The 11,885-nt window shown below is 54.8% G+C and carries 11 protein-coding genes; 5 read left to right on the forward strand and 6 right to left on the reverse strand.

Annotation, left to right across the window (positions count from 1 at the left end; all coding sequences use genetic code 11):
- Positions 1-181: 181 nt before the first annotated feature.
- The 5 genes from ACO064_RS08455 to ACO064_RS08475 all read right to left on the reverse strand — a co-directional run bounded on the left by ACO064_RS08455 (position 182) and on the right by ACO064_RS08475 (position 4,409).
- Positions 182-1,264: a FecR family protein gene (locus ACO064_RS08455; protein ID WP_421826951.1), complete on the reverse strand. Its 1,083-nt coding sequence runs from the start codon at positions 1,262-1,264 to the stop codon at positions 182-184.
- A 91-nt stretch (positions 1,265-1,355) separates the two neighbouring features.
- Positions 1,356-1,970 (reverse strand): RNA polymerase sigma factor, encoded by a 615-nt coding sequence (locus ACO064_RS08460; protein WP_421826952.1) that lies wholly within the window; start codon positions 1,968-1,970, stop codon positions 1,356-1,358.
- A 348-nt stretch (positions 1,971-2,318) separates the two neighbouring features.
- Positions 2,319-3,194, reverse strand: a complete 876-nt coding sequence (locus tag ACO064_RS08465) for a universal stress protein (protein WP_421826953.1) — start codon at positions 3,192-3,194, stop codon at positions 2,319-2,321.
- Positions 3,195-3,293: 99 nt separating this feature from the next.
- Entirely contained in the window at positions 3,294-4,112 is an 819-nt protein-coding gene (locus tag ACO064_RS08470; RefSeq protein WP_421826954.1) for a universal stress protein, read from the reverse strand.
- 51 nt (positions 4,113-4,163) lie between these two features.
- Entirely contained in the window at positions 4,164-4,409 is a 246-nt protein-coding gene (locus tag ACO064_RS08475; protein WP_421826955.1) for a hypothetical protein, read from the reverse strand.
- 211 nt (positions 4,410-4,620) lie between these two features.
- On the opposite strand from ACO064_RS08475, the gene ACO064_RS08480 reads away from it, so the two are divergent.
- The 4 genes from ACO064_RS08480 (at position 4,621) to ACO064_RS08495 (ending at position 7,539) form a co-directional block, all read left to right on the forward strand.
- Positions 4,621-5,745 (forward strand): L,D-transpeptidase family protein, encoded by a 1,125-nt coding sequence (locus ACO064_RS08480; RefSeq protein ID WP_421826956.1) that lies wholly within the window; start codon positions 4,621-4,623, stop codon positions 5,743-5,745.
- A gap of 5 nt (positions 5,746-5,750) precedes the next feature.
- Entirely contained in the window at positions 5,751-6,200 is a 450-nt protein-coding gene (locus ACO064_RS08485; RefSeq protein ID WP_421826957.1) for a pyridoxamine 5'-phosphate oxidase family protein, read from the forward strand.
- A 96-nt stretch (positions 6,201-6,296) separates the two neighbouring features.
- Positions 6,297-6,989, forward strand: coding sequence for a hypothetical protein (locus ACO064_RS08490; protein WP_421826958.1), 693 nt, complete (start codon positions 6,297-6,299; stop codon positions 6,987-6,989).
- Positions 6,990-7,008: 19 nt separating this feature from the next.
- Positions 7,009-7,539, forward strand: coding sequence for a hypothetical protein (locus ACO064_RS08495; RefSeq protein ID WP_421826959.1), 531 nt, complete (start codon positions 7,009-7,011; stop codon positions 7,537-7,539).
- Positions 7,540-7,854: 315 nt separating this feature from the next.
- On the opposite strand, the gene hemN is transcribed toward ACO064_RS08495, so the two are convergent.
- Positions 7,855-9,216: an oxygen-independent coproporphyrinogen III oxidase gene (gene hemN / locus ACO064_RS08500; RefSeq protein WP_421826960.1), complete on the reverse strand. Its 1,362-nt coding sequence runs from the start codon at positions 9,214-9,216 to the stop codon at positions 7,855-7,857.
- A 132-nt stretch (positions 9,217-9,348) separates the two neighbouring features.
- On the opposite strand from hemN, the gene ACO064_RS08505 reads away from it, so the two are divergent.
- On the forward strand, positions 9,349-11,841 hold the full coding sequence (locus ACO064_RS08505) for a heavy metal translocating P-type ATPase (protein ID WP_421826961.1): 2,493 nt from the start codon (positions 9,349-9,351) through the stop codon (positions 11,839-11,841).
- Positions 11,842-11,885: the final 44 nt, after the last annotated feature.

Here is an 11,885-nt window from a genome sequence, read left to right on the forward strand (position 1 = left end):
TTACAACACTTGCTAATGGGGCAAAAAACCGCTGTTTGCCCGGATCAAGGCCTTGTCAACGGAAGAAGTTAAAGGGGTTTAGGAGCGAATGATGGTTGCGACATCATATGTTTTTTACAGATCAGTTTTTATTCATAGGGTTAAGGCTGGGTTTTGTGAATTAATTAGGCTTCTGAGGCAGTTATCGATCGGTTTCAATGATCACCCTGCCTTCTTCAATGTGGTAGGTGCCTTTGATAATGCGGCAGATGAGATGCAACTCGTCATGCAGGCTCATCTCCGAAAATGTGGCTGTCAGCCGATAGCCGTTCAACTTTTCAGGCTCGTATTCAATATCGATTCCATACGCTTTTTCAAGGGCGCTAAAAACGTCTGCAACGGGTGTTTCGTCGAACGAAAACCGGGGCGGGTGATACAGGTTCGCCAGCCCTTGAATCCTTGATCTGGTAAACCTGGCCTTATTCTGATTAAACGTAACCTGCTCATTGGGCAATAGAACCAGTCCCCCCGGACGAACCGCTACCCTGTCCATTTTTTCCAGGTCTTTTTTCGCGAATACGGTAACCTTCCCCGTGAGCACGCTTACCGAAGCCTGTTTTTCCCGCTCATAGGCCACTACGCGAAAAGAGGTACCCAACACCCTGGTAATTAGCTGGTTTGAATAAACGAAAAAAGGGTGAGCCGAATCTTTCACGACATCAAAGAAGGCCTCACCGTCGAGATACACGATGCGTCTGGGCTCTTTTTCCAAAGCCGAACTGAACGAGAGCTGGCTGCCCGGCTGCAAGATCACGGTACTCTTGTCACCCAGCAGCACCGTCATCGGCCGGTCGGTGTCATTGATCCGTTCCACACGGATTTCCGACGGTGATGACGTTGCGGAGACTGCCTCAGATGAAGCACCCAGGGGCAGCTTATGCACCAGCCAGCCAAGTCCGGCTACCACCAGAACAGCGGCCGCCACCCTGGCCCACACCAGATACATCCGCCTGCCCGTTGGCTGGCCCGTTTCCGGGTTACTGCTGAGCTTCCCAAGCGTGCCTTCCACGATCGTGTCGAGTTCATCGTCGGAAAGCGTTTGTTGTTTTTCAGCCATCGCCAGCAAAAGCGCCCTCGCGTCCTCAACGATTGCCGACCGGTCCGGATTGCCAGCCAGCCAGTGTTGCCAGAAAGCGGTCGCCTGGGCGTCACCGTTCAGGACCCATGCCCTGAAAAGAGCGTCGGTCAGAAAATCTTCGACGATAAACTTGCGGTAATCGGTCATAGAAACAGGCTTCAATAATGAGATGCAGGGAATGCCGCTCACATACCAGATTTTTGTATTATTTTTTGAAAAATTATGGGGAAGGCTTTTTCTAGACCAAAAACAGGGTCAATATGATGAAGATGCTGATCGCAACCGTCTTGATACGGTCTCGCAGATTCATGAACGCCAATTGAATCAGGTTCGATACCGTTTGGGGAGAAATGGTCATGACCTGCGCGATTTCATCCCGGCTGAGTTCCTGGTAGTATTTTAAATAGATCACCTCGCGTTGACGCTTGGGGAGGAGGTTGAGCAGGTGTCCCATTTTGCGGGTACGTTCTGCCAGACTTTCTTCTTCAATGAGCCACCATTCCGGAGAAAATTCAACGTGCAACCCGCTGTCTTCGGCATCCGCGCTTTCATGCTGAGAGAAAAGCGGGAGCTTGTGAACCTCCCGGTATATTTTGCGCCGGAGTGACGAAAAAAGATAGGCTTTGACGTTGTCGGGGCTCGACAGCGTTTGTCTCCGGTTCCAGATTTCGATGAACAATTCCTGGATGCAATCCTTGAGAAATTCTTCATCCCGGTTAAATTTTTGCCCGTAATTCAGCAAAGACCGGTAGTAGATCCGCATGAGCGATCCCAACGCCTGCTCGTTGCCAAGCACAAGATCTTTCCAGAGCCGGGAATCTCTCGATCGGTTGGTTTCAGGCAGATTGGACATGGTTTCGGGCTTAGCTAATGGTAACGGGTCAGAAGGGAGTGGTTCCCCGGGAAAGCGTGTGGCTGTTTATCGTTTCAATATTAGGAAAAGTACTAAAGAAATGACGCTGCATCAACATCTTTGTATTAAGAAAAAGTAAACCCCTGCGATTAGAATAGACGCCCATTTTTTATTCCCTGGTTCACAAACTGGCAAAAAGCGATCAAGCCCATCCAAAACCCACGATTACATTCAGCGTTCATCCTTTAAAAATTTGCATTTACGTCTCCAGCACTTCCGCTTTTTTTCACCAAAAAAGCAGGAGTCATCGACCCCTGCTTTTCCATCAATCCATCCTAGCTTACTTTCTTACGCTTCGTCAAAGAAGGGTTTCTCTGCCGATTCACCCCGGCTAACTGGCTCCGGGTCATACAGGGCCAGCAGCGGAACAGGCGGGCGGAAGGCCAGCCGACGCGTCAGGCTGCGGTTCCAGACCGCGTCCATCAGCGTTTTCCGGTGCGGAACGGTCACCAGCAAATCGACGGAATGTGTGGTCAGGTAGGTGTTGATCCCGTGTTCCACTTCATCGTCCATAATAAAATACGGCCCGGTTTCCACCGAATCGAATACCTGCGCGAGCCGCTGGTTGTAGTCATCAAACGCTTCGCCGACCAGCTTCGGCGTCTGGCTGTTCACGATGGACAAGGCCGTCAGACGCGCGCTTTTCCGCGTTACCAGTTCATTGAGCGGTTCCAAACAGGGCACATGCTGGAGCGTACTGGAGTCGGTGGCCAGCACCACCTCCCGAACGGGTCGGATGGTGATGGTATGGGGCACCACCAGCACGTTGGTTTTGGCGTGCCGAACCAGCCCGGTGGCCACGCTTCCCAAAACCGCCATGAATCCGGAGCCACTGGCGCCCACCACCACGTAGTCGAACGACTCCTGCTCCAGAGCCGCTTCCACCGCCCCGATGGGACTCCCGGGGGCGGTTCTAATCTGGTAGGAATGAAACGGCGGGTGGTAGTTGGCCATCAGTTCCGACAGCATTTCCTGCAGGCTGCGGTAGGCATTTTGTTCGGCCTCTTCCATCAGAAACGTTGTGCCATACATGGTATCGGATTCGAGCGGATACGCGTGCAGCAGACTGAATTCGACGGCCGTGTCGTCAAACAGAGCCTGGGCAAAGTGAATCGCTTTTTTCGATGCTTCCGAGAAGTCGGTTAGCAACAGTATCTTTTTCATAACCAGGGAATAAGGGTTTTCTTTTCTCCTGCAATTTCAATGCCGCTAAAAACCGTCTTGGTGAGTTTTCGGCACAGCAGGGCCTTAAAACTACCAATTTTATACAATCGCCAAAACCGGCACGTCAGATTGCCGCGCCATCTGCTGGGTGTTGCTTTCCAGAATGGAAAACAGAAACCGGTTGTGGGATTTGGGCAACATCATAACCAGGTCCGCACGGTTCTCCTGCGTAAACTCCAGAATGGTCCGGGTCAGGTCGTCTCCACCGACAACCGTTACCGTGTGCGGGCGGTGCCGGAGCAGGTCCCGAACGGCTTCCGCAGCCTGCTGAATGGCGGGGTCGGCGGGTTTGTCACTGACGCCGAGGATGTTCAGAAACGCATCGAACCGGGTGGCAAACCGCAGAACACCATCCAGCGCCAGGGCATCGACCGGTTTTCCGAAATCAATCGCCACGACGATGTTTTTGAACGGCACAAAATGGGCCGCTGGCGGCACCAGCAGCAAAGGCACCAGCGTGTGCAGAATCATTTCCGTGGCCTGGCTCCCAAAATACCGCGCACCGGGCGAGTTGGCACCGGCGGTGCCCATCACCAGCAAATCCGCCTTTTCTTCCTTCACCACCGCGTTGATGGTTTCCAGCGTCGCGCCCTCCCGGGCCTTGACCGAGATCGTCAGGCGGCCACCCGCAGCGGTTTGCATTTTGTCCCGCAACCGGTAGAGTTTCCGCCGGGCGCTCACTTTATTTTTTTCCTCCATGGGCGTAAACACGGCCTGCAAAGCCGGGATACGGAGCGGATGGTGGTAGACGTTCAGCAGAACCAGCCGGGCCTTGAGAAGCGTGGCAAGCTGGAGGGCAAAGTCCGACGCGGGCTTGGCACTTTTGGAAAAATCTGTCGCTAGAACAATGGTTTTCATTGGTAAAAGTAGGGTTGAAGTGGGGGCATGCAGAAAATGCCTTTGCCCCGTTTAGTGGATAACAATATCTTTTTCGGCCCAGTAATGACGTTTTCCATCCCACCAGTCCAGAATGACGTGCCAGAGCCCGCTGCTCAGTTGCTGCGTTGAAACCACCTGCCGGGGCCGTTGATTCGGCTGAACCACCAGATGAACTTCTTCGCTGTGCTCAAATCGTTTCTGAAAAATCACTTCCGCTTTCCGGAAGGAGACGGGCAGCACAAAGGCCAGTTGATGTTGGGCGGGTTCAAAAGTCATGGCGGTCTGGGTGGTTTAGGGCTGGATCAGGACTTTCATTCAATCTGTCGCAAAGCTAAAGCCCCCGCTCCGGTAACGCCCTGATATTCATTCGCCCAAAAGCTGACATAAATCACCTCGCCTGCCTATTATCATTAGCACTTCCCAGGCTGCGATCCCCTTCCTTTGATACCGGTTACCGCACCGATGCCGTCCACTCTTACCGCAACCGATGAATCTAAAAACGCTTTGGGTCCTCCTGGTTCTCATGACCACCCGGTTTCCGGCCGTGGTGGGTCAAACCCTTCCTGAATGGCAAAATCTGCTGTATCGGTCGGGGCTGGACACCACCGGGGTTCGGCTGGACAGCACCAGCCTGAGTCGGCTGGCGTATGAACTGGCCTACGGAAACCGCCCCAACCGGCTGATTTACTGGAACCTGCCGGAACAGATCGATTCGGCCCGCGTCGACCGGGTGGTTGAGCGGATTCGGATGAAAGCCCCCGACTGGGTGGCCCAATGGCACTCACTGGAGCCGGTTTTCGAGCCCTACCAAAGGCTGCGGGCGGGGTTGGACTCGTTGATGTTTTCCGGTGGCGATTCGATTCCGCGCTGGCAAGAAATCAAAACCGCCCTGAACAATTACCGCTGGCTGAATCGGGTGGATTCGGACCTGGTGGTGGTGGTCAACATTCCTTCCGCAACGCTTCGGGTTTTGAATCGCCAGGGGAACGAAGTGCTGCAGTCGCGGGTGATTGTCGGCAGTCCCCGCACCCCGACGCCCCTTTTCGGCGCGCAACTCACCCGAATCATTACGTACCCGTACTGGAATGTGCCACGTTCGATCGCCGTCAAGGAGTTTCTGCCGAAAATCAAACGCAATCCGGCGGGGTTTCTGGATGCAATGAAACTACAGGTACTCGATGCAAAGGGGAAAATTGTTGCGCCTGAATCCGTGAACTGGACGGCGCTTTCGGCCCAAAATTTCCCGTATCGGCTGCGCCAGTCTACCGGTTGCGATAACGCGCTGGGCGTAATGAAGTTCGACGTAAACAGTCCGTTTGATATTTACCTGCACGACACCAACCACCGGGAGTTGTTCAGCAATAGTCGGCGGTTTTTGAGCCACGGCTGCATCCGCGTGGCCAAACCGGTCGAACTGGCGAATCTGCTGCTGGCGTCGCCGTATTTCAAACCGGCTTTTCTGGAAAGCCGTCAGGTCAGTCTTCCCTCCCGAACCGTTCCTTTACCCGGCCCGGTTCCGGTCCTTATTCAGTACCAAACCGTCGATGTAAACTCGGCCGGCACGCTGGTTTTTTACCCGGATGTGTACGGCTGGCAAACCGTAAAACGCTAAATCCGATGTTAACCGAACTTACCAACGAAGTAATGGACTCCATGCTGGTCAATCAGTATATTGGCCGCATCGGTTGTGCCGCCGACAACCGGATTCTGATCGAACCCGTCATGTATTTCTACGACGGACATGCCATTCTGGGCCTCACCCGCGAAGGCACCAAAACCCAGTTGCTGCGCAAGAATCCGCACGTCGCTTTCGAAATCGACGAAATGATCAGTCCGGGTCTCTGGCACAGCGTGGTCATCGAAGGGTTGTTTGAAGAATTGCAGGGTGATGACCGGGATTACGCCCTGTATCTGCTCGAACACCGCAAAATCCCGGTTTTTGCCGGTGAAAAAATGGGGTATCCCGGCGAAAAAGAACCGGTCGATCACAACGTCGTCTACCCGGTGGTCTACCGAATTCAGATTCAGAGCAAAACCGGCCGGTGTTATACCCACTCGCTAACCTGACGATGATCAGCCGGTTACCTCTCATCCGTCATTCTCTTTTTCCCGATTCTGAAGGAGTTTTATACCGGTTTATACGCTCCTTCACTTACCAAGACGATGAAACGGATTACTTCAGTAGGAATCATGCTCGGCCTGTTGCTGGTCGGCTGCGCGGGGGCATCGGCCCAGACCGTCCGGGGTAGTATCGGCTTTTTTCAGATGGGCTACCTCAATGCCCCGCAATCCGGTGTTGTCGCCCAAGCCTTCGCTCCCGACTGGTTTCCCACGCTCCACAACCATTTCATCTACAGCGGAGGAGAAGGGTGGCTACGCCGAAACCGGTTGATGGCCGGTTTCAGCGCGTCGGCTCTGACGGCCCGCAGCATTTCGGTTCAGCAAACCCGCGTCGAACGCGTGGCTGGTCTGGGGCAGCTCAAGCTGGGCTACGTGCTGTTCGACAACCGTCGGTATCTGCTCTATTCGTCTTTTAGTCAGGGGTTTTCGTCATCCGTCATCAGCATCAACCAGTCGGGTTCGGAGCCGGTGGTGTGGATGCTACCCAGCCATTCCACCGATCTGGCGGTTCATTTCAACCACTTGATCGCCCGCAATCCGTCCGACAATCCGGATGAAGTCCGGGGCCTCTGGCTGGGGTTGCGCGTTGGGTATCTGGTCAGTTCGAAATCCGCCCACTGGGTACAAATTCCGGAAGGTGTTCAACACCAGTTCAAGCCGACGTATGCCCTCAACGGCCTGTATGGAAACCTGTCCATCGGCGGGGGCCGATTCCGTTATCCTCACGCTTTGTAACCGTTTTTCAAAAACCGCTATGTTTTTCTCCCTCACTTTTTTCTGGACGGCCTATACCGTCGCCAATCTGCTGTTCATCGTCGCCATCTGGGGAAGCAAACGCTGGCCCCGAACCACCCGGCTGTTTTTTCTGCTGCTGTTTGGCTGGGCCGCCTGGTTCAATGCATCGATGGCCTTAACGTCCCCTTCGGTGTATCAGGATTACGCCGACACTGCCATTCCGCTGTATCGCTGGTTTATCCTGGGACCGTTTGTAACCATCATCAGGCCCATGATCCTGGTGATTGCCGCCGGTCAGGCCCTGATTGCCGGGTCGATGCTTCTGAAAGGAGATCTTTTTAAACTGGGTTGCTGGGATGGGCTGGTTTTCGGGCTGGCCATTGCGCCACTGGGATTGTATGCGGCTTTTCCGGCAACGGTTCTCATGGCCATTGCCTTTTACCGGCTGCAGAAAAACCACGACAATACGTATTTTTGGGAGACCAAAAACGAAAAACCGGGGAGAAAGCCGATCCGGGAAGCCTTTTATACCCGGCACGCGGCCTCCTGAAACCTCTACCGCTGACGACCCCTCCACCGCTGACAGGGTCTTTGACCGCTGTCAGGGTGTCGGCAGCCCTGACAGCGGTCAAAGACCCTGTCAGCGGCTTAACGCTTCTTGATAAATGACTCCGTTTCGTTCTACCACAAACCCCTGAATAGAAGAGCTATTACGTTCTTGAATTAGAATCGACTAAGGCAGTCCACGCCCCCCAGTCTTCTAAAGAGGGCGCTTTAAGAGCGGGCCACCGCCACCGCTGACAGGCTCTTCGACCGCTGTCAGGGTGTCGGCTCCCTTTCAGCGGCTTAACGCTTCTTCAAACTTCTAAACCGTCTGCGAAAACAACCGCGTCCGGGGCTGGGCCTGGTTGAGCCGCGCATCGAACGCCATGCAGATATTCCGCAGGAAGGGCCGTCCTTCGGGCAGCACCCGCAAGCCTTCCGCATTGAAATCGATCAACCCATCAAACCGGAACGACTCCAGCCGGTCGCACAACACCGCCCACTCGTCTTCCGTCCAGCCATCCCAGTTCCAGCGGGTTTCGCCCTGGCACATGATGTTCAGAATCTGCCGGCGCAGAAATTGATCCTGCTGGCTCAGGACATGGCCGCGCAGCAGCGGCAGTTCGCCCACCCGAACCCGACTGAGATACGCATCCAGGTCTTTTTCATTCTGGGCAAACGCCGACCAGACATCGCCGATGGACGAGGTTCCGAGGCCAATCAGGACACGGGTCTGGGTCGTGGTGTAGCCCATGAAATTCCGGTGCAGCGTCCCGGTTTGCAGGGCTTTGAACAAGGGATCGTGCGGCAGGGCAAAATGGTCGATGCCAATTTCGACGTACCCCGCCTGTTCCAGCAACGCCCGCCCGGTTTCGTAAAGAATCCGTTTCTGCTCACCCGACGGCAGGTCTTCGTCCCGAAAACCGCGTTGCCCGTTGCCCTTGATCCAGGGAACGTGCGCGTAGGAATAAAACGCAATGCGGTCGGGCCGCAGCATCAGGGTTTTGTAGAACGTATCGGTAATGGAATCAGGCGTCTGAAACGGCAGTCCAAACACGATGTCGTGGCTAATCGATTGGTAGCCCATCTGGCTGGCCCAGGTCGTCACCTGCTGCACGTTTTCGAACGGCTGAAGCCGATGAATGGCCTTTTGTACCACCGGGTCGTAGTCCTGAACGCCGAAGCTGACCCGCCGAAAGCCAAACTGATAAAGTACCCGCAGGTGTTGACGGGTCGTGTTGTTCGGATGGCCTTCCCAGCCGTAATCCGGAGATTCGGTGGGCGTGGCCCGTTCGAAAATGCCCGTCAGCAGCCGTTCAAGTTGGTCGGGGGCAAAAAAACTGGGCGTTCCTCCCCCCAGGTGCAGTTCGGCGATCCGGGGCCGTTCGGGCAACAAATCGCAATAGAGATTCCATTCCGCCAAAACCGCATCGATGTACGGTGTTTCGACGCTGTGGTTGCGGGTGATGCGTTTGTTGCAACCGCAAAACGTACACAGGCTTTCGCAATACGGCAGGTGAATATACAGGCTCAAACCGGTCGTGCTGTTGCTGATCGAAACCGCCCGTTTGAGATTTTGCACCCAGGCGGTTTCGCTGAACGTGGTTTCGTCCCAGAACGGCACGGTTGGGTAACTCGTGTAGCGCGGGCCGGGAACGTCGTATTTTTGAATGAGAGACTGCATACGGTTTGGAGATTAGCGCACCAAAATTGGCGGAGATTCGCACGCCATACCCTGACCGGTATCACTCGCTTTGCTGACGCTCGTCAGGGTTTAACATGCTGTTCCGCCCCAACTTGCCAGGAAAAAGACGGTATGCGTACAGCAACGATTTCAGCGACTACCTGTTACCACTGTGGCAACGACTGTGCGGAGCACAACCTTGAATACGATGAAAAACCGTTCTGCTGCGAAGGCTGCCAAACGGTCTACACCATTCTGAATCAAAACCAGCTTTGTCAATACTATTCGATTGAGCAGGAAGCCACCGGCGTTCGGCCCGGCAACCCCCTTAAAACGGAAAATGCCCCCAAAAACCGGCTCGACTTTCTGGACCATCCCGCCATCGTGGCCCAACTGCTGGAATTTTCCAGCGCATCGGTCGCCCGGGTTACGTTTTTTGTTCCGACCATCCATTGCAGTTCGTGTTTGTGGCTGCTTGAACACCTCTACCGCATTCATCCGGGCATTCAGCAATCGCGGGTGGATTTTCTCAAAAAGCAGGTTCACCTGACCTACCAGCCCGATCAGCTCACGCTCCGGCAGGTGGTCGAACTACTGGCGTCGATTGGCTACGAGCCCTTGATCAGCCTGAACGATGTCGTTAAAGAACAGCAAAAACCGTCATACCGCCCCTTGCTCTACCGGCTGGCCCTGGCGGGTTTCTGTTCGGGCAACATCATGCTGTTCAGCTTTCCCGAATACCTCGGCCTCGACGATCCATCGTTCAAACACCTCTTCGGGTTGCTCAATATTGTGCTGGCCATTCCGGTCGTCTTTTATTCGGCATCGGGTTATTTCGAATCGGTCTGGACGAGTCTGAAAAAAGGAATTATCAACATCGATTTTCCCATTCTGCTCGGGATTCTGGTGGCCTTTTTCCGGGGAACCTACGAAGTTCTATTCCTCAACGGTGCCGGTTATTTCGATTCACTGACGGGCCTGATTTTCTTTCTGTTGTGCGGTAAATGGTTTCAGCAGCGCACCCACGAATTTCTGTCGTTCGAACGGGATTACAAATCCTATTTCCCGCTGGCCGTAACGGTTTTAAAACCGGATGGCGAAACCGCCATTCCCGTAGCTGAACTCCGCAAGGGCGACCGCATCCGGGTGCGCAACCACGAACTGATTCCCGCCGATGGGCTGCTCTATAAAGGAGCAGCCCTGATCGATTACAGTTTCGTGACGGGTGAATCGGAGCCGGAAGCCCAGAAACCCGGGGCCTTGCTGTATGCCGGTGGCAAGCAGATGGGCGAAGCCATCGAACTGGAAGTGGTGCGGGAGGTTTCGCAAAGTTACCTGACCCAACTCTGGAACAACGACGCGTTCCGCAAGGGCGACACCTCCCGCATGCGCACCTTTGCCGATGCCGTCGGAAAGTATTTTACCCTGACTGTCATTGCGTTAGCCACGATCGTAGCCCTATACTGGTATACGCACGACCCCGCGCGGGCCATCAATGCTTTTACGGCGGTTCTGATTATTGCCTGCCCGTGTGCGCTGTCGCTCTCGTATCCGTTCGCGCTGGGGAATGGAATTCGGAAGCTGAGCCAGCAGAAATTGTACCTCAAAAATGCGGACGTCATTGAGCACATGGCGGATTGTGATACGGTCGTTTTCGATAAAACCGGTACGCTGACGGAGACATTGCGTGAAAGAGCGATTGAGCGATTGAGTGAAGAAAAAGTCCGGGGCGTTGTGGAGGAGTTTTCGACCGGGCTAACGGACTTTGAACGGGCGCTGGTCGTGTCATTGGCGCGGCAGTCGGCTCACCCGCTCAGCCGGAAACTGGCCGCTCATCTGGCCGGTGTTCAGCCGCTGGTGGTGGAGGATTTTACGGAAATACCGGGTCGCGGCTTACATGGGTTCGTGGATGGCTGGGAAGTCAAAATCGGCTCGGCTTCGTTTGTCAATCCGCAGCCGGTGTCTGCACCAGGCACGCAGGAAACCCCATCTGATTCAGTCGGAGCGGGTGTTCATATGGCCATCGAGCAGCAATACCGGGGCTGTTTCCGGTTTCCAAACCAATACCGGCCCGGTCTTGACGCGATGCTCGATTCGCTGAAATCCACGCACCAACTGTATCTGCTTTCGGGCGATACGGACGCAGCCCGGCCCGAACTGGCACGCTGGTTCGCTCCGGATCACATGACGTTCAACTGCCAGCCACAGCAAAAGCTCGACATCGTGCGGCACCTGCAAAACCAGGGCCACCGCGTGTTGATGGTGGGCGACGGCCTGAACGATGCCGGGGCGCTGAAACAGGCCGATGTCGGAATTGCCGTTACGGAAGACACCGTTCAGTTTACGCCCGCCAGCGACGCCATTCTGGAAGCAACCTCATTACGAAAGCTGCCCGAACTGTTGGCGTACAGCCGCTTCGGTATGCGCCTGATCCGCTTTAGTTTTGCGGTTTCGCTGCTGTATAACTTCATCGGCCTTTCCTACGCGCTGACGGGCAATCTGTCGCCGGTTGTGGCCGCCATTCTGATGCCGGTCAGCTCCGCGACGATGCTGCTGGTTGCGACGTTGGGGATGCGGTGGAAAAAATGGGGAGGACCATTGCCTCATTCAGCCGTCGTCATCTGAACATTGTTTACGTGAATCGGTCATTCTGGTATCCCCATTAAACA

Origin of the sequence: Larkinella sp. (assembly GCF_965227735.1) — a bacterium.
Lineage (GTDB): Bacteria > Bacteroidota > Bacteroidia > Cytophagales > Spirosomataceae > Larkinella.

Excerpts from the sequence above, each read along its gene's own strand:
- ACO064_RS08460 (WP_421826952.1), bottom strand. The coding sequence starts at position 1,970 with ATGTCCAATCTGCCTGAAACCAACCGATCGAGAGATTCCCGGCTCTGG.
- ACO064_RS08475 (WP_421826955.1), bottom strand. The coding sequence starts at position 4,409 with ATGACTTTTGAACCCGCCCAACATCAACTGGCCTTTGTGCTGCCCGTC.
- ACO064_RS08480 (WP_421826956.1), top strand. The coding sequence starts at position 4,621 with ATGAATCTAAAAACGCTTTGGGTCCTCCTGGTTCTCATGACCACCCGG.
- ACO064_RS08465 (WP_421826953.1), bottom strand. The coding sequence starts at position 3,194 with ATGAAAAAGATACTGTTGCTAACCGACTTCTCGGAAGCATCGAAAAAA.
- ACO064_RS08455 (WP_421826951.1), bottom strand. The coding sequence starts at position 1,264 with ATGACCGATTACCGCAAGTTTATCGTCGAAGATTTTCTGACCGACGCT.
- ACO064_RS08495 (WP_421826959.1), top strand. The coding sequence starts at position 7,009 with ATGTTTTTCTCCCTCACTTTTTTCTGGACGGCCTATACCGTCGCCAAT.
- ACO064_RS08490 (WP_421826958.1), top strand. The coding sequence starts at position 6,297 with ATGAAACGGATTACTTCAGTAGGAATCATGCTCGGCCTGTTGCTGGTC.
- ACO064_RS08470 (WP_421826954.1), bottom strand. The coding sequence starts at position 4,112 with ATGAAAACCATTGTTCTAGCGACAGATTTTTCCAAAAGTGCCAAGCCC.
- ACO064_RS08505 (WP_421826961.1), top strand. The coding sequence starts at position 9,349 with ATGCGTACAGCAACGATTTCAGCGACTACCTGTTACCACTGTGGCAAC.
- ACO064_RS08485 (WP_421826957.1), top strand. The coding sequence starts at position 5,751 with ATGTTAACCGAACTTACCAACGAAGTAATGGACTCCATGCTGGTCAAT.
- hemN (WP_421826960.1), bottom strand. The coding sequence starts at position 9,216 with ATGCAGTCTCTCATTCAAAAATACGACGTTCCCGGCCCGCGCTACACG.